21 protein-coding genes are annotated in these 20696 nt (G+C 35.4%); 9 read left to right on the top strand and 12 right to left on the bottom strand.

Translation table 11 applies throughout. The features are described 5' to 3' along the window. Nucleotides 1–66 precede the first annotated feature (66 nt). Nucleotides 67–234 (top strand): hypothetical protein, encoded by a 168-nt coding sequence (locus HNS40_RS01360; protein WP_172276458.1) that lies wholly within the window; start codon nt 67–69, stop codon nt 232–234. 155 nt (nt 235–389) lie between these two features. On the opposite strand, the gene HNS40_RS01355 is transcribed toward HNS40_RS01360, so the two are convergent. From HNS40_RS01355 to panB, 3 genes are all read right to left on the bottom strand, one after another. Next, the gene (locus HNS40_RS01355) at nt 390–968 is read right to left on the bottom strand and encodes a DUF2179 domain-containing protein (RefSeq protein WP_172276457.1); all 579 of its coding nucleotides are present in this window, start codon (nt 966–968) and stop codon (nt 390–392) included. A gap of 241 nt (nt 969–1209) precedes the next feature. Further along, nucleotides 1210–2424 (bottom strand): aminopeptidase C, encoded by a 1215-nt coding sequence (locus tag HNS40_RS01350; RefSeq protein ID WP_172276456.1) that lies wholly within the window; start codon nt 2422–2424, stop codon nt 1210–1212. Between the two features lie 194 nt (nt 2425–2618). Then, the gene (gene panB, locus HNS40_RS01345) at nt 2619–3440 is read right to left on the bottom strand and encodes a 3-methyl-2-oxobutanoate hydroxymethyltransferase (protein WP_172276455.1); all 822 of its coding nucleotides are present in this window, start codon (nt 3438–3440) and stop codon (nt 2619–2621) included. Between the two features lie 369 nt (nt 3441–3809). On the opposite strand from panB, the gene HNS40_RS01340 reads away from it, so the two are divergent. Continuing rightward, nucleotides 3810–4283 carry a hypothetical protein gene (locus tag HNS40_RS01340; protein ID WP_172276454.1) on the top strand — a complete coding sequence of 158 codons (474 nt, stop codon included), beginning with the start codon at nt 3810–3812 and terminating at the stop codon, nt 4281–4283. Between the two features lie 171 nt (nt 4284–4454). Here the strand turns inward: HNS40_RS01340 and HNS40_RS01335 are convergent, their stop codons facing one another. The 7 genes from HNS40_RS01335 to HNS40_RS01305 form a co-directional block, all read right to left on the bottom strand. Beyond that, the gene (locus HNS40_RS01335) at nt 4455–6041 is read right to left on the bottom strand and encodes a T9SS type A sorting domain-containing protein (protein WP_172276453.1); all 1587 of its coding nucleotides are present in this window, start codon (nt 6039–6041) and stop codon (nt 4455–4457) included. A 32-nt stretch (nt 6042–6073) separates the two neighbouring features. Further along, nucleotides 6074–6856 carry an alpha/beta fold hydrolase gene (locus HNS40_RS01330; protein WP_172276452.1) on the bottom strand — a complete coding sequence of 261 codons (783 nt, stop codon included), beginning with the start codon at nt 6854–6856 and terminating at the stop codon, nt 6074–6076. Next, nucleotides 6853–7572 (bottom strand): ThiF family adenylyltransferase, encoded by a 720-nt coding sequence (locus tag HNS40_RS01325; protein ID WP_216663663.1) that lies wholly within the window; start codon nt 7570–7572, stop codon nt 6853–6855. The genes HNS40_RS01330 and HNS40_RS01325 overlap by 4 nt, the downstream gene beginning before the upstream one ends. A gap of 107 nt (nt 7573–7679) precedes the next feature. Then, nucleotides 7680–8969, bottom strand: a complete 1290-nt coding sequence (locus HNS40_RS01320; protein WP_172276450.1) for an MFS transporter — start codon at nt 8967–8969, stop codon at nt 7680–7682. 31 nt (nt 8970–9000) lie between these two features. Beyond that, nucleotides 9001–9402, bottom strand: coding sequence for a thiol-disulfide oxidoreductase DCC family protein (locus HNS40_RS01315; RefSeq protein WP_172276448.1), 402 nt, complete (start codon nt 9400–9402; stop codon nt 9001–9003). A gap of 4 nt (nt 9403–9406) precedes the next feature. After that, nucleotides 9407–9601, bottom strand: coding sequence for a hypothetical protein (locus HNS40_RS01310; RefSeq protein WP_172276446.1), 195 nt, complete (start codon nt 9599–9601; stop codon nt 9407–9409). Nucleotides 9602–9605: 4 nt separating this feature from the next. Beyond that, nucleotides 9606–10175: an isochorismatase family protein gene (locus HNS40_RS01305; protein ID WP_172276444.1), complete on the bottom strand. Its 570-nt coding sequence runs from the start codon at nt 10173–10175 to the stop codon at nt 9606–9608. Nucleotides 10176–10326: 151 nt separating this feature from the next. Here HNS40_RS01305 and HNS40_RS01300 point away from each other — a divergent pair, with 151 nt between their 5' ends. The 4 genes from HNS40_RS01300 (at nt 10327) to HNS40_RS01285 (ending at nt 13545) form a co-directional block, all read left to right on the top strand. Then, complete coding sequence (locus tag HNS40_RS01300) at nt 10327–11076, top strand: YebC/PmpR family DNA-binding transcriptional regulator (protein WP_172276442.1); 750 nt, start codon at nt 10327–10329, stop codon at nt 11074–11076. A 15-nt stretch (nt 11077–11091) separates the two neighbouring features. Further along, the gene (locus tag HNS40_RS01295; protein WP_172276440.1) at nt 11092–12324 is read left to right on the top strand and encodes a nucleoside recognition domain-containing protein; all 1233 of its coding nucleotides are present in this window, start codon (nt 11092–11094) and stop codon (nt 12322–12324) included. Continuing rightward, a complete protein-coding gene (locus HNS40_RS01290; protein WP_172276438.1) occupies nt 12325–12909 on the top strand; it encodes a methyltransferase domain-containing protein in 585 nt (194 codons plus the stop codon). It begins immediately after the preceding gene. A gap of 387 nt (nt 12910–13296) precedes the next feature. Further along, on the top strand, nt 13297–13545 hold the full coding sequence (locus HNS40_RS01285; RefSeq protein WP_172276436.1) for a hypothetical protein: 249 nt from the start codon (nt 13297–13299) through the stop codon (nt 13543–13545). Between the two features lie 57 nt (nt 13546–13602). Here HNS40_RS01285 and gpmI read toward each other — a convergent pair whose 3' ends face one another. Continuing rightward, nucleotides 13603–15126 carry a 2,3-bisphosphoglycerate-independent phosphoglycerate mutase gene (gene gpmI / locus HNS40_RS01280; protein ID WP_172276434.1) on the bottom strand — a complete coding sequence of 508 codons (1524 nt, stop codon included), beginning with the start codon at nt 15124–15126 and terminating at the stop codon, nt 13603–13605. Nucleotides 15127–15230: 104 nt separating this feature from the next. Between gpmI and HNS40_RS01275 the strand changes: the two genes are divergently transcribed. Beyond that, nucleotides 15231–16820, top strand: coding sequence for a S41 family peptidase (locus HNS40_RS01275; RefSeq protein ID WP_172276432.1), 1590 nt, complete (start codon nt 15231–15233; stop codon nt 16818–16820). 24 nt (nt 16821–16844) lie between these two features. On the opposite strand, the gene HNS40_RS01270 is transcribed toward HNS40_RS01275, so the two are convergent. Then, a complete protein-coding gene (locus tag HNS40_RS01270) occupies nt 16845–17210 on the bottom strand; it encodes a hypothetical protein (RefSeq protein ID WP_172276430.1) in 366 nt (121 codons plus the stop codon). Between the two features lie 187 nt (nt 17211–17397). On the opposite strand from HNS40_RS01270, the gene HNS40_RS01265 reads away from it, so the two are divergent. Continuing rightward, nucleotides 17398–18198 (top strand): polysaccharide biosynthesis/export family protein, encoded by an 801-nt coding sequence (locus HNS40_RS01265; RefSeq protein ID WP_172276428.1) that lies wholly within the window; start codon nt 17398–17400, stop codon nt 18196–18198. A gap of 10 nt (nt 18199–18208) precedes the next feature. Continuing rightward, nucleotides 18209–20683 (top strand): tyrosine-protein kinase, encoded by a 2475-nt coding sequence (locus HNS40_RS23640; protein ID WP_172276426.1) that lies wholly within the window; start codon nt 18209–18211, stop codon nt 20681–20683. Nucleotides 20684–20696 lie beyond the last annotated feature (13 nt).

Here is a 20696-nt window from a genome sequence, read left to right as displayed (position 1 = left end):
CATCTATTGGCCTTGGCATTTTATGTATTCTTGATTTTGCTTGATTTTAATATTAATTATTTTCAGATGTATGAGACGGAAGTAATTTCTTCAAAATCTTCTAATTGCACATATGAATACTGTGAAAATTTGAATAATGGTGGTTCTGTTGAACAATTAATAACAGGTTATCATGAAGGTGATGTTGCTCAATATTTACTAAAAACACACGCTAGAAGAACAGAGAATCAATAGATTTTTGCGGTAAAGTGGTTGGGTAATCACACTGAAATTATAGGTAATTTTAATAATAATTAGTTTAATAAAATTTATTTTGTAACTACTGATCGTGATTCGCTTTTTCATCATATAATTGAACCATTTGTTCATCAAGAATATATGATAGTTTTTTATTTACCCTTCTGATTACGGTGAAAAAAGCTTTCCTTCTTTAAAGAATATCCTTGTTTTACCATCTTCACATCTTCTATGGTATAAAAAGCATTAGGATTGTTCTGGTTTAAGATTTTTAGAAAAACTTTCAAGCGGTTTCGCATGATTGTACTGAATACTACTTTAACTGGCTGATCCATACCTTCTGCATCGCTTATGGTCAGTCGATAGTCTGCTTCCCGTAATAAGGAGATAGTGGTTTCTGAGTCTTTCTGAAAGATGACTCTTACCATAACGTATCCTATAGATAGCTTTTGCTCTAAGTAAATTCCAACTACATTTCCTGTTGCAAATCCGCCAGCATAGGCTAAATAGCATAGGGCATTATCTAAGTGATTCATGATTTGACCAATAGCAATCAGCCAGATTAATGACTCCATAAATCCTGCAAAAAAAGCTGGGTATTTTAATCCTTTGGTGGCGAAGATAATTCTAAGTATACCAACAGATTGATCAAAAATTCGTGATAAAAATATCAATATGGGTAAGATGACATAAATAAAAATGTCCGAATTAAATAGGTCTGCAAAGTCCATGATAGTATGCTGCTAGTTTGAGTTATTAATTATAATTCTACTTGTGAAATATTTTGCAAGAGTACAGTTTTCTTTAACATGATTTCTAATTCATATGAAATTATTTCCATTCTATTTAATCTTCGTAAGCATCAGTATATCAGTAGTGTGTGATGATTGTTATTTACTCAGGCATCTTGTCAATAAAAAAAGGGCTCCACTAAAAAGTGAAACCCTAAAACTCAAATGTAGAAATCAAATTCTATTTAATTCCCATTTTATCTTTTAATTCCTGTGGAATAGCATCTTTATGTACCAATACATCGATAGTCTTTAAAGCAACAAATGGCTTAGAAGCATAGAAGTATCCTACATAAGGACTTCCTTTTTCGCTCCAGCTATTCTTGACTTTGAAGAATAATTGTCCGTTTTGGTCTTTAGAAATCCCCGTTAATAACATACCATGATCGTCAGTAGTTTTATAGTTATCATACTGCTCTTGACGCATTTCTTGAGTGATAGTTTTTTCAGAAACTGGTTCATCAAAGCTATAAAGCATTTTGTTTTTTTCCTTAGCGTCCATCTTTTCCCATTTTTCGCTTTCCATTCCTGCGATTTCTGGCTTGTCGGCATCAGGAACAATAGCTACACCATTTTTCCAGCTAAATCCTTTTTCACTTACATCGGCTCCCCAAGCTACTGAATATCCATTCATAATGGCATTTTCAATGATAGTCATCATATCTTCCATAGGTACATTATGAATTTCGTCTAACATCCAATTGTCTGGAACCTCTAGGATAAAGCTGCTATAAAATGGATGATGAGTATAAGAACCGATTTCAACATAATCACTCATGTCTAAATCTAAATATTCGGCATAAGATTTAGGAGTATATTCCACACCTTCTACTTCGAAAGTTTCAGGAACTTCACCTAAATAAGCATCTAAGATTCCATCAAAACCAGCATGCCAAGCTGTGCTTACTTTTTTGTTCTTGTTTTCAATTACTGTTTTTACGTAACCGTCTAAAAGAGCATCCATTTCACCATGAACGTGTTTTTCTTCACCATATTCTAATCCAGCATAGGCTATTTCAGGAACAGCACCATAGTTTTCGAAAACCCAAGTCACATCGTGAAAAGCTCCACCGCCACCAAAGTTTAAGTTCCCATGCCAACGTACCGTGTTAATTGCTTTTTGGCTATAAGCATTGCGTACTACGAACATTTCGGAAAGGTCAACCTTACCTTTGCCTGTTCTGATTAATTCAGTTTCTAAAAAGCTTAAACCGCTGAAGCTCCAGCAAGTACCAGAACGGTATTGGTTTTTAATAGAGGTAGTAGGAATGTCTTTTACCGCCGTAAAAACATAAGCGTCTTTTTTATCCTCTTCTTTGTCTTTTTTCTTGGCTATGGCAGGAAAAGCCAGCACTAAAGCCAAAATAATGATTGTAAAATGTTTTATATTTCTCATGATATTTAATTATAGTTTTATTCTATTTTTTCTTCATTATGTACCCTGAGCGGAGCCGAAGGTATATGGGCCTTATTTTTTGGTCACTTCGACAAACCTGCCTAGCTTCGTTGCCAGATAGACTCAGTGACCCAGTATTTTCTATATTTAACTTTAAATACTTTTATCTCTAAGTACTCCAAGTACTAGCCCTTTTAATACTGCTCTCTCTCGTTTGGAAATTCACCAGTCTTCACATCATTAATATAAGCTTTTACAGAGCCTTGAATTTCCTCACTTAAATTATGGTAACGACGTAAGAAACGAGGAGAGAACTTTTGAGTAATACCCAACATGTCGTGTAATACAAGTACTTGTCCATCAACTTCATGTCCGGCGCCAATACCTATAACAGGAATTTTTACCATTTTCTGAACTTTGGCTGCCAACGAGGCTGGAATTTTCTCCAGTACCAAAGCAAAACATCCTGCTTCTTCTAGTTTCTTAGCATCATCGAGAAGTTGCTGTGCTTCCTCCTCTTCTTTGGCTCTTACTACATAAGTTCCAAATTTATGTATGGACTGTGGAGTTAAACCCAAATGCCCCATTACTGGAATTCCAGCAGATAGAATACGGTTGACAGATTCTAAAATCTCTTGACCACCTTCCATTTTAATAGCATTTCCACCACTTTCTTTCATGATTTTAATAGCAGAGAGCAGCGCTTCTTTACTATTTCCTTGGTAGGTACCAAATGGCATATCCACCACCACCAAGGCTCTTTGTACGCCGCGCATTACACTCGATGCATGATAAATCATCTGGTCTAATGTGATTGGCAGTGTAGTTTTGTGACCAGCCATTACATTGGAGGCCGAATCGCCTACCAAAATAACGTCTATTCCAGCAGAGTCTAAAAGTGTAGCCATGGAATAATCGTAGGCAGTAAGCATTGAAATTTTCTCTCCTCTATGTTTCATTTCATTTAAAACGTGAGTAGTGATTTTTCTATAATTTGATTCTAAATATGCAGACATATTGTTTGTATTAGGGGGACAAATCTACGATTTATTCTTTTTGTTTCTAATCTCTTGAGATTTTTGCATGATATACGGGGACTTAATTCTTATGGGCTCCTTTGAGTTTATATATTCTATTTGTATTCCGTAATAATTTGATAGTTGAATTTAATGTGGTTATTTTTCTAAGCATATCATTAATCTAGGAGAAAAAAGAGAGATTTAATTCTGATTTATCAAATTTGAAATATGCTTTTAATCAATAGTAGCGCACGTTTAATAAATACAGTCAAACGCTTATTCATTTAATTAACCTTTTTAAGCCATAGGCATATAAAATTGTAATTTCGCCATTATTATTCAATATCAATCTAAAAGATTTATCAAATGAAAAGAAAATTACATTTTTTGATTATTGTTGCCTTCTTGGGTGTATTTATAAGTTCATGTAAAAAGGATGAGGAAGTTACTCCAGTTGACCAACGTGACCAGTGGATAGGTACTTATGTAGGAGAGACTAATGGTTCAATTACATTGACCATGGCGGGGCAAACTTCTACACAGCCTCTAAATGGTGATATAAGTTTTCAGATAAAGAAAGGAAACAATACTAATGAAATTTTGATGGTTGATGAAACAGAGGCCGTTAGAGGTGTTATAAGTGGTACTAGCGTTACCTTTGATCCAATGACCACAGAGCAGGTGCAAGATGGAGTGACCATTCAGCTTACTGCAAATACAACAGGGACCTTATCGGGGAGTGTATTTAATTATAAAATGATTATTACTGGTCAAGGAGAATATTTAGGTGTTAATTTCCCCATTGAAGGAATAGCAACTACCGTTGCAACTAAGCAATAGAATATCATTTTGAGATAAAATAAAAGGGTGGTTTCTAGTTGGAATCATCCTTTTTAGAAATAGCCAATGGGTGATTATTTCATGTTATTAGTACTGAAGTATTGACCCCTGATAGTGACAGGAGAGTTTGAAGCTCACCTATATCTACCGATCTGTGCATATAAAAGATTCTTAATGAGCCATTAACTTTGAAACCTTTATTCTATTTGAATTCTTTTCCAGAGCTTTCAAAAAATATAAACCTGAATTTAGTTTAATGATGGGTAGCGAAATTTGGTGTTTACCTTGGCTGTAATCTTGCATTGGGATTCGAACTATTTCTTTACCTTGACTATCTGTTATGGTAAATTCTAACTCAGTTTGTTCCAGAATATTCAAATTGATTATTGAATGATCAGTAATGGGATTCGGAGAAACTGATAGTTCCAATTTATTAATGGTTCCACTTTGGATTCCTGAATTCCCTTGGTTTTCATAGCAGCCCATGTCAATCTGGTCTTCCTGAATCCTTAATTGGCCTGCTAAATCCGTATGTGGAAGCAAAAGTCCAGTGGTGTCTGGAGTTCCTGTATTCACACAGGGGGAATCTCCATGGGGGCTGAAAGGAAAATCACCTGTTCCCACAAACTGAGGGTCAAGGTCAATATTATTATCGTATATGATCAGGCCATTTCCAACACCAGAACCCGTAAAATCTTCAAAACCACCTTCTATATTATTATAATAAAATTCGGGAGCTGAATATACATCATACATACAGACTTGTGGACCTTCTTCGCTGCTGATGGTATTATTCCATATAATGCAGTTCTTGATAATGGGATTGGCTCCCGCATTAATATGAAAACCTCCACCATAAATGGAACTATTATTTACTACAGTATTATTTGTGAAAAGCGTATGGGCTTCTAAAAATGCAAGGGCACCCCCAAAAAAGGTGGAGCCATTATGATCAAAAAGGTTGTTTACAACAGCTTTGCCTGCTTTTGATCGAATACAACATAAGCCTCCACCAATGGCACTGAAATTATTATAAAAAATATTGGCCTCAATATCTGGGTCTGAATATTCAAATGATAAACCACCTCCGGTGCCTGTGGATGAATTTTTTGCAAAATAGTTTCGGCAAACTATTGCATTAGAATATTCGAGGCAAACGGCACCACCGTAACCCCATTCAATAGATGTGCCACCTGCATTATCGAGAAACATACAATGTTCTATTTTGATATCGGAATCTCTGCAATAGATGGCACCTCCGTTTTTATAGGCGATATTGTTTGAGAATGAGCAGTTTGAAAACCGGATTCGGTCAGATTTATTAATGCGGACCGCACCTCCATACCAATAAACAGAATCTGTTGATACTGCTTTCCCATAATTAAATTTGCAGAATTCAAAAGTAGAAGAATCGTTGTTTGGGCTAATTTGCTCAAACCAAAAGCCAGCCCATGAGCCCTCATTAGTTTCAAGATTATATAGGCCTGTAGTATCCGAAACAAAAAAGGAGATGGAATCATTTGCTAATCCATTGGCCTGTATCTGTCCTGAAATATTAAAAAAATAATAGCCATCAAAAATGACCTTTACACCAGGGTTGATGGTAAGGATTTGATTGTTAGGTATTAGTATATCATCAATGACTTGAACGGTGTCCGCATTCCATGTTCCGGAAACATTTCCAGAAACTTGAATAATGCTTGCTCTTATTGATACTGTAAGGATAAGGAAAAAAGAAAATAGAAATATTGTCCTCATTTTTTTGTGTTTTGAGCAAATTTAGAATTTAATCACAAACTAGCGTTTGATTCATAAGGTTTTTTAAAAAAATCCATTACCAGCTTCTTGATTTCACTAGGTTTTTGAAAATGAGGGATATGGCCACAGCTGGGAATAAGATGGGTCTCGGCAGAAGATAAATCCCTAATAATCTTCAATTGTTCAGGACTTCCATATTCATCATCTTCTCCTTGAATGGCTAAAACAGGACATTTTATTTGCTTCAGCTCAATATTCATGTTCCAAGATTTGAATGCTGGATCTATCCAAGTATCAGACCAATGATAGAAAACCCAATCGGTTTTATCTCCATGATGTTTTTGTAGGGGTTTTCGGATTTTATCTTGATAAATAGCTCTGATTTTCCGAATTCCTTCTACGCTTATGTTTTCAATAATCACATGAGCGGCTTCAGATATCACACTTAAGCATTTTTGAGGATGGTAGGCAGCAAATAATAGGGCGATGGTAGCACCATCCGAGTGACCGAAAAGGTGACAAGTCTCAATCTTTAGTTGTTCGAGCAGTTTAGGTAAAATAGTTTGGGCCTCATAGCGAACATAATCATAGGGATAATTCTGAGGAACTGGTGATGATTTTCCATACCCACTGCGATCGTATACCAACACGTTCATGCTTGTTAATTCAGAAAACTCTTCTGGCAAATTCTTCCATTGTGCCACCGAACCTAATCCTTCATGCAGAAAAACTAGATATTCTGCCTCCTCTGATTTTTGAAAAAGCTCATAATAGATTTTTTGCCCATTTATATTTCCGAAGCCTGCTTTTTTCATTTCGAATTCATTAAATCTCGAATGACTATGCTCGACAAGAAATTACCAAAGATGGCAGGCATATAACTAATGGTTCCTACTGTAGTCTTCTTGTTTTGTTCGCCTTCGGTGAGAATGACTGCCGATTCGTCTACTACTTCAGGAGAAAAAACCACTTTTATTCCTTCATAAACGCCCAATCTATGGAGCCTTTTTCTAAGGATTCTAGCCAATTTATCATTATATGATTTGGAGATATCAGCTATCTGAACTTGGCTGGGGTCTACCTTTCCACCAGCACCCATTGAACTAGCGACTTTCAACTCTTTTTGTAGACAGTGGTAAAGTAGAAATATCTTAGGAGATAAGGTATCTATGGCATCTACCACATAATCATAGGGATGGTCGAGGAGTTCTTCCATCCGCTCATCTTTAATGTATTCGTTTATGGTGGTGATTTTTAAATCCGGATTGATATCCAGTAGCCTTTGTTCCATGATTTTAGCTTTAGATTGATCTAAAGTACTTACTAAAGCGGCCATCTGTCGGTTTCTATTGCTTTCAGAAACAGCGTCGCCATCTACTATGGTCACTTGTCCAACCCCTGCACGCACTATTTGTTCAGCAGCATAGGCTCCAACTCCTCCGAGTCCAACAATCAATACATGACTATCATGTAATTTCTTTATTTTTTCTGCTCCTAAAAGCAGAGCAGTTCTTTCTTGCCAGTCCGACATTATTCTCCAATAAATTTATAATATTAGGGCAAAAATACATTTTTTGTTTTGAAATTTATTATTCCACAATGTTTCTCGAAGGAGTCATGAAAATGACAAATAAAAAGTTAGCCAATTTTTCGTCTACGATAAGACCATATCATCAATAGAACCGCAATTAAAAGGCAAAGAATAGCAATGCCAAAAGTAATAGTATATCCAAATAATTGATAAAAGATAATACCCACAAGAGGGGCAAAGGCCGCTCTAATCCCAGTAAGTGATAGGTGGACAGCTTGTAAATCACCAGCATCTTTGTCTTTTCCGAAATAGGCTGAACCTATAAACCAAAGCAAAGACATGGTAGCTGCAAAAATGCTGTGAAACAGAATGTAAGCCAGCATCATATAATAGATTTTGATATTCCAAAGGTTTATATTTGCTGGAAAGTATTGGGTTAATGCTAAAGCTAGAATATACAATAACATACTACTAAAAGTGATGACAGCAAATTTTCTGGGATCTATCTTGCCTAAGAGTTTTCCAAAAAATGGCAATATCATAATAGCCAATATGTTGTATGAGTTTTTATAGAAGGCCACTGAAGAATAATTCAAATGTAAAACCTCATCGTAGTAGATGGTAACTACAGCAACGGTGGACATAAAAGCAAAGCCATAAAGCATAAATCCTAATTCGAAATGCAGATAGGGTTTGTTGGTAACTACTAAATTTGTCATTCTTTTAATACTATCCTTTACGGCTACATTAAAGGGCTTTTTAATGATGACATCCTTGTCGGTGTATGGAATTTTCGATAGTAGATGTACCGAAGCAATTCCTATAATGGCAATAATTGGATAAATCCAAGTGAAAGCATAAGGATCAATATCGAGCCATAAACCATAGGCAAAAGTGACCACTAGCATCACAATTTTATTTATAGAGGTGGCATTGGAAAAAAGCCGCCCAAAGTTTTTGTGGCTATAAGTGTTTTTAAGAAATTGATTGATAGTGGGATAGATTATAGGAGCCGCCAGGTAATAGGCTAAGAATATGGCCAAGAAAATCAGGTGATAAATAGAATCCCCATCTAGTGCCGCTTCGCTGCGAGGAAAGAAAAAGAGAAGGACGAGGGGTAGTCGAGTGAGAATGGCTGTTATTCTCAACATCTTGGCTTTGTTTTTGGTTCTCCTGATGAGTTCATTAATAAAAATCAATCCAATAAATACCACCATGCTAAATTGGAAAAGAATTCCCAATTGCATATTGCTACCTTTTAAACTCTTCAGGAAAACGAATTCGTTGAGGGCCAATACACCCAAGACTATGCCTTCTAAAATAGAATAGATAAGGTGAAGCCTGAAAGTATATCTTTCGGCGGGGCTAAGGCCACTCAGTTTTAAGCTGATTTTCATGGCGCCAAAGATAGTTCTCTAATTCATCATTTTATATAAATCTATCAATTAAATTTTCATCGGGAATCATACAAGTATTATACTTTCCAAACCAAGAATATCGGTATTTGGCAATGAGATCATAAATATAGTCTCTGATGGGTCTTGGTAGCATAATAAACACATAGAAAACAGGCCATAAACCATCCAGATTTTTACATATTTTTAAAGCTGCTGTTGATTTGGTGAAAATTTTCCCTTCCTGAATATATAGGATAGAATCGGGGATGGGCTTTTGAATCTGACTTTCTAATAATTCAAAGTTTTTAAAATCTTGCAAAGCTTGGAATCTGAAAATCGCTTTAGAATCTCTGTGGATAATAAAGTTGAACGATGCATGACATAATTTGCATACTCCATCATATAGAATGATATGGGAGTGTTTAGTATTCATTGAATTATTGTTCTTTTTCTTGTTCCGATTTGTTTTTCAAATTCATGCCAGAGATAAACAATAATCCACCAATGGCTATAAATACAGTACCTATTGATTGAGGTGCATCAGTCATGATAGTTGAAAATGCTATTCCTAGAATAGTGACAATCATAGCTCCGTAAAATCTTTTCTGCCAATTGTTTAGGCTTTTTATCATTGTATTATTTTTTATATATTTTCACACCCATCTTTTTATACTTCCTGAAATACTTTTCTTTACTTATTTCGGATCTGGCGAGTATGGCTTCTGGTATCATATACATATCATAATCGTGTTTAACTCCAGATTTTAAAGTGATAAATATACAGCCATCTGCAATAAGTCCAATGACTACAATTTTATGATCGGGGAATTTTAATAGATATTCCTCTAATCCATCCGCTGTGAAAGAGTCGCCTTCTGTTTTTATAAAAACATGCTCATTTACTATTTTTAAGTCAGGTTCGAAATTAGGGAAGCTCACGGTGTCAATGGATTTTCCTTTAAAAGATAGAGAAAGTACCAAAGACAAATCTCTAATATAGATTACTTTTTCTTTCTCGAATGACTCAATCACTCCATTAACCTCTTTTAAAAAGTCTTGATAAACTTCTGTTGGAATTTCCTCCTTCACATTCTCAAATTCTTGCACGTCTATAACCATCAAAAGGTAATTGTCATCTTGGCCTTGAGCGGAAAAGCCACAGGAAAGGAGAAAAGCAATACTGATATTTAGAAGTATATTTTTCATAGCGAACTGTTTCGGTTCAAAGATAGTGTATATTTATCAAAATCAAGACCTTGGGATGTTGGTTTCTGAAATTTGGTTTTTAAGTCTAATGCTTCACTAAAATAAGCCACGAATTTTCGTAATTTTACCCATTCAATAAAAAAATAGAAATATGTCAGGACATAGTAAATGGTCAACCATTAAACGCAAAAAAGGAGCAGCAGATGCTAAGCGCTCTAAAATGTTTAGTAAAATTGTTAAAGATATCACTATCGCAGTAAAAGAGGGTGGTAATGATCCTGATTCTAATCCTAAGCTTCGTTTGGCCATTACCAATGCCAAAGGTGTGAGTATGCCCAAGGATAATATCCTAAGAGCGATTAAAAAAGGAGATGATAAAGATTCTAATAACTATGAAGAGCTCACTTATGAAGGATACGCTCCTCATGGAATTGCTGTTTTCCTAGAATGTACTACTGATAATACCCAAAGAACAGTTGCTAATGTTCGAGCGGTATTCAATAAGTACAGTGGAAGCTTAGGAAAAAACGGGTCTTTAAGCTTTATTTTCGATAGAAAAGGATTCTTTAGTCTGGAGCTTGGGGATTTAAATATGGATGATTTGGAATTGGAATTTATTGATGCTGGTGCCGAAGATATAGAAGTAGAAGAGCAACATATAACCATTACTACAGCCATGGAAGACTTTGGTTCTATGATGAAAAAACTAGAGGAGCTCAATATTGAACCAGAATCGGCAGAATTACAGAGAATCCCTGTCACCACAGAAAAATTAGATGTAGAATCAGCCAAAAAAGTATTGAAAATTATTGAGATTTTTGAGGAGGACGATGATGTGTCTAATGTTTATCATAACTTAGAAATGACAGACGAGTTGGAAGAAGCCCTTTCCCAAGAATAAGTCAAACTCATTTTTATGGCTCTTAATTATATTTGGGTATTCTTTTTTCTTTGCGCTTTTGTGATAGCTCTGGTGCGCCTGATATTCTTTGGCGATACAGAAATATTCCCAGCTTTGATGAATAGCACTTTCGTTAATGCCAAAACGGGTTTCGAAATCAGTTTAGGCTTAACAGGAGTCATGACGTTATGGTTAGGCCTAATGAAGGTAGGCGAAAAAGGAGGAATGGTGGCTATTTTAAGTAAGATAGTGGGGCCGTTTTTTAGAAAGCTTTTTCCAGATATCCCTGCCGATCACCCTGTAAATGGAAGTATCATGATGAATCTGGCGGCTAATATGCTGGGTTTAGATAATGCGGCTACTCCCATGGGTTTAAAAGCCATGACACAGCTTCAAGAATTAAATCCCAAGAAAGATATAGCCTCCAATTCCATGATTATGTTTTTGGTATTGAATACCTCTGGATTAACCTTGATTCCAATTAGCGTGATGGTGTATCGAGCTCAATTAGGAGCTGCAGATCCTTCCGATATATTTCTACCCATTTTACTTTCTACCTTCTTTAGTACCATAGCTGGAATTATTGCAGTGAGTTTATATCAGAAAATAAACCTTTTCAATAAGGTGATTATGGCCTATATGGGGAGCCTTTCTTTATTAATTGCTGGTATTATTTATTTGTTCGCTGTATTGCCAAAGGAACAGGTGTCGGTTTATTCCTCAGTTGCAGCAAATGTGATATTATTTTCCCTCATCATATCTTTTATCGTACTAGGGCTAAGAAAGAAAATCCATATCTATGATACTTTTATTGAAGGCGCCAAAGAAGGTTTTGGTATTGCCATTAAAATCATTCCATTTTTAGTAGCAATGTTAGTAGCTATTGGGGTCTTTAGGGTAAGTGGAGCTATGGATTATTTAATTGATGGAATAGCTTGGGTGGTTCAATTGGCTGGATTAAACACCGATTTTGTTCCTGCATTACCAACAGCATTTATGAAACCCTTATCAGGTAGTGGAGCTAGAACAGTGATGCTAGAAACGATGAATACCTATGGTGTTGATTCCTTTGCGGGCCGTTTGAGTTCTACCATGCAAGGAGCTACCGATACCACATTCTATATTATTGCGGTTTATTTTGGTTCTGTTGCGGTGAAAAATACCAGATATGCCATTACCGCAGGATTAATTGCGGATTTGGCCGGAGTAATTGCAGCTATCTTTATTGCTTATTTATTCTTTGGATAAATGAAAGATAGAGCTGACTATTGGAACCAACAATATATCAATCAATCCACTGGCTGGGATATGGGATATGCTTCGCCACCAATTATGAAGTATTTTACTTCTGTTAAAGATAAATCACTTCGGATTTTGATACCTGGAGGAGGTTATGCATGGGAAGTAGAGCAATTATGGAAACTAGGTTTTCAAAATGTGTTTCTCCTAGATTTTAGTCATAAAGCTTTGTCCTTATTTCGCGAGCGTGTTCCCAATTTCCCAGAAGAGCAAATCATAGAAGGAGATTTTTTTAAACACGAATCCAAGTATGATATCATCGTAGAGCAAACTTTCTTTTCTAGCTTTGAGCCTAGTCTACGAGCCAAATACGTGGAACAAATAGCTCGCTTATTAGTGGATGGTGGCAAATTGGCGGGTTTGCTTTTTAATCATGAGTTTACCTTTTCTGGACCTCCTTATGGTGGTAATGAAGAAGATTATTTAAAGCTTTTTCAGCCTTCTTTTCATATCAAAACCATGGAGCTTTGCTATAACTCTATTAAGCCTCGTTTGGGTAGGGAGCTGTTTATTCAGCTTTACAAAGAAACGTAATTTCGATGAAAAGCCCTAAACGCTAATTAGGTGCTTACTAATATTCATATCCTCCATATGGTCTCTTTTGCTTTCATACTTTTGCCTCATGATATTTGGAGTCATTATATATTTTGTGTTGTCAATAGCAATAGCTTTTTGGGGAAAACATAGGACCATCGGGTTTCTAAGTAGTCTCATCATAAGTTTATTGTTGACTCCAATTGCTGGATTGTTAGTTGTTGTGAATTCCCAAAAATTAATTCTGTATCACATTGTGCAGCATGAATGTCCGGAGTGTGGTTTTAGTTTCGACGAAAACCATGATTCTTGTCCTTTATGTCTAAAGCAAGGTAAATATGTGGTCTTGAAATCAACAATTGTCCCAACAACTTAAAAATAGATATCATGATAATATTAATTAGCATCGTATTAGTAGTGGTTATTGGAGGCTTAGTGGCCTTCAGAACTCTTAAAAAAGACAATCCCGAATTACGCATCTATCGGAAGCACTACTCTTGTTCCATTTGTGGAGCTGAATTCAACCAAACCCTGGATTATTGCCCAGAGTGTGCCAATGAGAGACAAACAACCGTTTTACTTCACGAGTTCTTTGTTGAAGTAAATGAGGGCAAACAAAAAGTTAGATTAACTTAACCTAAAAAACCTTAGCAAATCGCTAAGGTTTTTTTATTTGTTTTAAATTTAAAGTATTTATACTAATACTTCTCCTGTCATTTCTTCAGGAATATCTAAACCCATTAATGTTAATAGGGTAGGAGCTAAATCAGCCAGCTTTCCATCTTTTAATTCTTTATGTGTTCCATCCATAAGGAAAACAGGAACAGGATTCATGGAATGTGCTGTATTAGGACTTCCATCAGCATTAATAGCATGATCAGAATTTCCATGATCTGCAGTAATCATAACAGAATAATCTAGTTCTCGCGCAGTTTCTGTTACTTTTTGAACGCATTTGTCTACTGTTTCTACAGCTTCTTTAATGGCTTCATAGATACCGGTGTGACCTACCATATCAGAATTTGCAAAATTTAAAATAACCAAATCTGGTTGGTTTTGATTCAATTCTTTAACAATTGCATCGGTCACTTCATAAGCACTCATGCTGGGTTTTAAATCGTAGGTAGCTACTTTAGGTGATGGAATTAAAATCCTCTTTTCGCCTTCAAACTCTGCTTCTCTACCACCAGACATGAAAAAAGTAACATGGGCATATTTTTCTGTTTCTGCAATTCGGATTTGACTTTTTCCAGCTTTACTGATTACTTCACCTAAAGTCATTTTTAAGTCGTCTTTATCAAAGGCAATGTGAACATTTTTGAATTTCTCATCATAACGAGTCATGGTCACATAATAAAGTGGAAGCTTGGTCATGCCTTCTTCTGGCATGTCTTCTTGACTTAAAACAGTAGTGATTTCTCTTAATCTATCCGTTCTGAAATTGAAACAGAAAACCACATCATCAGCTTCTATCTTTGTCAAAGGCTCCTTGTTCTCGTCAACTATCACCGCTGGATTTACAAACTCATCTGTTTTATCTTCGGCATAAGCAGCTTTCATAACCTCCTCAGCAGATTGGAAAGCTTGGCCTTTTCCATGAACCAAAAGATCGTATCCTAGCTTAACTCTATCCCACCTTTTATCACGGTCCATAGTATAATATCTACCACAAACGCTAGCGATTTGAGCTGATGTATCTTTAATATTGGCATCAAGTTCTTTAATAAAGCCTAAACCACTTCTTGGATCGGTATCTCTTCCATCTGTTAAGGCATGAACAAAAACATCTTTCAAACCAGCATCATCAGCCATTTGGCATAATTTTACTAAATGAGCACTCGCAGCATGAACACCACCATCAGAAACCAATCCAATAAAATGCATCTTCTTTCCATTTTCTTTGGCATAAGCTATGGCTTTGGTGATTTCTTCATTCTGCTCGATGCTTTTGTCTTTTATGGCATTATTGATTCTTACCAAATCTTGGAATACGATTCTTCCAGAACCAATATTGAGGTGACCTACCTCTGAATTTCCCATTTGGCCATCTGGTAAACCTACGTGTTCACCATCAGTATGGAGTAGCGCTTGAGCTACATTTGGGTTGTTAAATAAGCTTTTTGTAAAGCTGGTATTCGACTGGTAGATGGCGTCGGCTTTGTCTTTCTTGCCTTGTCCCCATCCATCCATTATGATTAGTATGGCTTTCTTAGTCATTATTTATCAAATTTTTATGGTTAAAATTTTCGCTGCAAAGATAACTTTTCTAAAAATATCTTTTACTTTTGACGGCTAAAAGTCTTAAAAATACTGTTAATAGTATGAATACAACCTGGTGGAATAAAGTTTATACTCCGATAATAATAGCTTTAGTGTTTGTGGTAGGGATGTCTGTTGGAAGGCATTTTTTAAGTGAAGGAAGCAATAGCTATGGAGGAGCAGCAACAAAAGTAGATCGTATTCTGAATTATATAGAACACGATTATGTGGATAGTGTTGATTTGGCTGATATGGAAAAACAAGCCATAAATGAGTTGATCAAAGAGTTAGATCCTCACTCCTCCTATATCACTCCTGAGAACTATCACTATGTGGTGGATCCTTTATTAGGAAATTTTGATGGGATTGGAATTCAATTCCGAATGATCAGAGATAGTTTAACTGTGATGCTCCCTTTGGAGGGTGGTCCATCCTTAAAAGCAGGAATTAAAGCTGGTGATAAAATAGTGATAGCTGATGGGGATACTATCGCTGGTCAAAAGATGAATTCTGATGATGTGATTAAAAGACTAAAAGGTCCACGAGGAAGCGAAGTTGACTTGTTTGTTCATAGAAGTCATATCGATACGCTGCTGCCATTTACCATTATTCGCGATAAAATCCCTACTTATAGTCTTGATGCATCTTTTATGGTCAATGATAGTTTGGGATATATAAAGATAAGCAAGTTTTCAGCTACCACCATTGAGGAGTTTGATGAAGCCATGGCCGACTTATTGAAATTAGGAATGGAAGCTTTGATTCTAGATTTACGTGGGAATAGTGGTGGTTATTTAAGAGCAGCCATTGCCATGTCAGATACTTTCCTCGAGGATGAATCATTAATAGTTTATACCAAGGGAAAGAACCGTCCTGAAAAAAGATACTTAGCTGATAAGAATGGCGCTTTTGAGGAGGGCGCTTTATTTATTCTTATCGATGATAATTCAGCTTCAGCCTCCGAAATTGTAGCTGGAGCCATACAAGATAACGACAGAGGAACTATTGTTGGAAGGCGTTCCTTTGGTAAAGGATTAGTTCAGGAACAAATGGATTTTGAGGATGGTTCTGCATTAAGATTAACAGTAGCTCGGTATTATACTCCTACAGGAAGAAGTATACAAAGACCCTATGACAAAGGCTCTGAAGCTTATTATGCCGACCATTATCACAGAATGCTCGATGTGGACAAGTCAGATAGTTTAATAGTGCAAGATACTACCAAATATGTGACTCCTCAGGGTAAAGTGGTTTATGGAGGAGGTGGCATCATGCCAGATGTAGAAATTCCATTTGACACCATTTTTAATTATTATTTCTATAATAGAGTGATTAGAAATAGTATTGTGGTGGAAAATGCAATAGATTTTTATAATGAGCACAGAATGCAAATAGATGCTTTTGAAAATATGGAAGCTTTTGCTAAAGAATTTGTATTACCGTCTTCAGTATATAAAAATATTGTAGCCATAGCAAAATCGCAAGACATTGAAGGCAAACAAGAAAATATAGAGAAAAGTGAACAAATGCTGATGAATACTTACAAAGCCGAGTTGGCTCGGTTGGCGTTTGGCGAAAAAGCCTATTTCTACGTATACCTTCAGGAAGATGAAATGTATGAGAAAACAGTGGAATTATTAAGTGATAACTAGTTTTATGTCCCCTTATTGTATGTATTAGTCCACGTAATCTTTTCTTTTCACGATGACGATTTCTTCATGGCTCAATTCTAAATAACCATAATCGTAGCAAAAAACATATTGTTGCCCTTTTTTGGTTAAGTATACATTGGTATGGTAAAGAAAATTAAACCCTTCGCTGGTCATCTGTCCTCTGGTGGATTTTGACTTGGAATAGGGGCATAGTTTGGCTAGAATCCTCCGGTTTCTTCTTAGTGTATTGTTAATATTTCTAATGAAATTGGTAGAATCACTATTTAGCTGATTGTTATAGGCGTTTCGGCATAAATCGGAGCAGTATTTTTGGTCGGATCGGCCTTGCAGCTCATAGCCGCAATTTAAGCATTGACGTTTTTTATTCATGGATAAATAATTTGATCATAAAGATAAATAAAATTATAGAAAACCAGGGGCCTTTATCCTAGAAATTGAATGGATTAAATTTTGAGTTTTGGGAAAATAGACTAAATTTGCCATGTTAAGAAAAAGGATCTGTCCACACTATTCTAGCTCTGAACCATCAAGAAAACAAAATTATAATTGGTATTGAATGAAACGTAAAATTAACTATTCCCTCATTACTGGATTAAAAATAATTGCAATTTTAATTATATTTAGTTCCTGTATCCCCCAAAAGAAGATAAAATACATGCAGCCAACGCATGAAGATAGTACCAATCGGACTGCTTTTGCTACCCCTGCTTATCAAAAGTACCATCTAGGAATTGGTGATAACCTCTATATTAAAGTTCGTAGTTTGGATGCTAAATCTAACGATTTTTTTAATAATATGGGGAGTAACAGCAATAGTAACTCTGGTTATAATGATGCTAGTATTTATCTGAATAGCTATAATGTTGATCAGGAAGGAAATATAATATTCCCATTTGTTGGCCCCATAAATGTGATTGGATTGACCTTAAATCAGACTCAAGAAAAAATTGCAGGAATTCTTAATGAATATCTTAAGGAGACCACTATTATAGTTAAGCTCGTTAACTTTAACATTACTTTTGTTGGTGAGATAAAGAAGCCTGGAGAGTATAAAATTTACCAAGACAATATCAGTATCTTCGAAGCTGTGGCTTTGGCTGGGGATATTACAGATTATGGTAATAGAAATGAAGTGAAATTAATGCGTAAAACTGATGATGGTACCGCATTACATATATTGGATTTAACACGTGAGGATATTCTAGAATCTCCTTACTTTTATTTGAAGCCAAATGATGTAATCTATATTGAGCCATTAAAAGGAAAACAATTTGCATTCTCCACATTCCCTTATGCATTATTGTTCTCGACTATTACCACACTTATTGTCCTATTAACTTTCATACAAGTAAAATAAAATCTGTATCGTGAACGAAAATTATAACCCACAAGATATTTATCAAGAAGAAGCAGTAGATTATAAAGCCTTATTTTTTAAGTTTTATCGTCATTGGTACTTTTTTGTAGTGACCATATTTATTGCATTAATCATTGCATTCCTTTTTAATAAATATACCAAACCTATTTATGAGGTTTCTACTACCTTATTAATTGAAGATAAAAGTGCAGGCGATGCTCAATCATTATTAGGCCTAGGATTTCGAAACAACATGCAGAACCTAGAAAATGAGATTGGGAAATTGAAGTCATATAAACTCTCTCATCAAACCATAAAGATGCTGGACTTTGAAGTTTCTACTTATGGAGAAGACAATTTTATTTCAAAGGAACTATATACTGAATCCCCATTTAGAGTGGAGTTTGATCATGAGCATATTCAAACCTTAACTTTGAATTTTAATATTAATATCAATTCACCAACAGAGTTTATTTTGGCTTGTGATGGTGAAAACTTGGATTTATATAGTTATTTAACTGACAAGAAAATTGAAGATCAAAAGCTGGAACTCATCAGTATAAATGAAACACATCGATTTGGTGAATGGATAGAATCTGACCATTATCGCTTCAGATTGATTTTAACTCCCAAATTCGATCCTGAAAAGGACTTGAATAAGAAGATGTATTTTGTTTTTAATAGTACTGATGGACTGGTTGGAAGATATAAAGGATTTGAAATTGAGCCCATCAATAAAGAATCCTCAATTATTGAAGTGAAGCTAAAAGGGAGTAATAAAGATAAATCTGTGGATTTCTTAAATATGCTAACCAAGGTGTATTTAGATATGGAATTGAACAAGAAAAACAAGATTGCTGAACGAACAATTGAGTTTATTGATGAGCAATTGGTGTCTATCAGTTCTAATTTGGATTCTGCTGAATATAATCTTCAAATATTCAGAACGGAGAACGATGTGATGAACATGGATTTCCAAACCACCCAGGTGTTTGAACAAATGGCGACGCTTACTGAGAAAAAGGCAGAATTATTATTAAGCGATAAATATTATCAAAGTTTAAAAAACTATATTGTCAAGAATCAAGATAAAATTGATGATATTATTGTGCCTTCTGCTTTAGGAATTAACGATGCCGTGACTAGTAGCTTCGTTCAGATTTTAATTGATTTATATCAGGAAAGAGCTGAATTATTATATAGTGCAACAGATATTAATCCTGCGGTTATTCAGGTGGATATTAAGATTAATAGCCAGAAGAGAGCTTTGCTTGAAAACATCGATAATTTGGTAGCAGCATCGCAGATATCTCTTAATGATATTGATGAAAGAATAGAGTTATTAGTAACGGAAGTAAACAAGCTTCCCTTAACTCAAAGAACCCTTTTTAACATGGAACGTCAATTCAAATTGAGTAATACCATGTATGAGTTTTTATTGAAGAAACGTTCTGAAGCTCAAATTACTGCTGCTTCTAATCAACCTGACAACGAAATAGTAGATCTGGCTCGTAAGAGTGCTGGAGGAAGCCCTGTTTATCCTAAGAAATCTTTAAACTATTTAATTGCTTTAGTTCTTGGTGTTGTTTTACCTGTGGGTTATATTCTTGGTAAGGATTTTATGAATGACAAAGTGATTGAAAGAAAAGATGTAGAGAGTATTACAAACCTGCCTATTATTGGTCATACGATTCACAGTAGTAAAGAGTCGAAAATTGTTGTAGCAACTTCCCCAAAATCTTCCATTGCGGAGTCCTTTAGATCGATTAGAACCAATCTTCAATATATGGCAAAAGGGAAGGAACAACAGACTATATTGATTACTTCGGATATGGTTGGGGCAGGTAAAACCTATTCTTCTATCAATATGGCCTCCATTTATGCCATGTATGGAAAGAAGACCTTATTGATGGGATTTGACTTGAGGAAGCCAAAGATTTATCAGGATTTTGGTTTGTCCAATACAGAGGGAATTTCTTCCTACTTAATCAATAAAAGTAGTTTTGAAGATATCGTTCAGAAATCTTCTATCGATAATCTTGATATTATTATGGCTGGTCCCGTACCACCAAATCCTGCCGAGCTTATTGCTTCAAGTAAAACAGATGAGCTTTTTGAAAGATGTAAAGAAATATATGATTATATCATCATTGATACTCCTCCAGTTGGTTTAGTAACTGATGCTTTCCTTTTAATGAAGCATACAGATATTACATTGTTTATCGTCCGACAAAACTTTACCCATAAAAAGGTATTTGCTAGTATCATTAAGGATATAGAGCAAAGGAACATTCCAAATGTAAATATCATGATTAATGATGTTCGTCTCTCTAGAAATGCTTATGGCTATGGTTATGGCTATGGTTACGGCTACGGATACGGTTATGGCTATGGTTACGGCTACGGATATGGCTATGGTTATTATTCTGATGATAAGGATGTAGAGAAACCTAGTTTGTTGAAGCGAGTTTTTCAGAAGTCATAAAACGGATAACAAA

The organism is Lentimicrobium sp. S6 (assembly GCF_013166635.1).
In the GTDB taxonomy this organism is placed as follows: domain Bacteria; phylum Bacteroidota; class Bacteroidia; order Bacteroidales; family UBA12170; genus UBA12170.
Note: the sequence above shows the minus strand (reverse complement) of the source record. Positions and strands in the feature narration are given on the sequence as shown.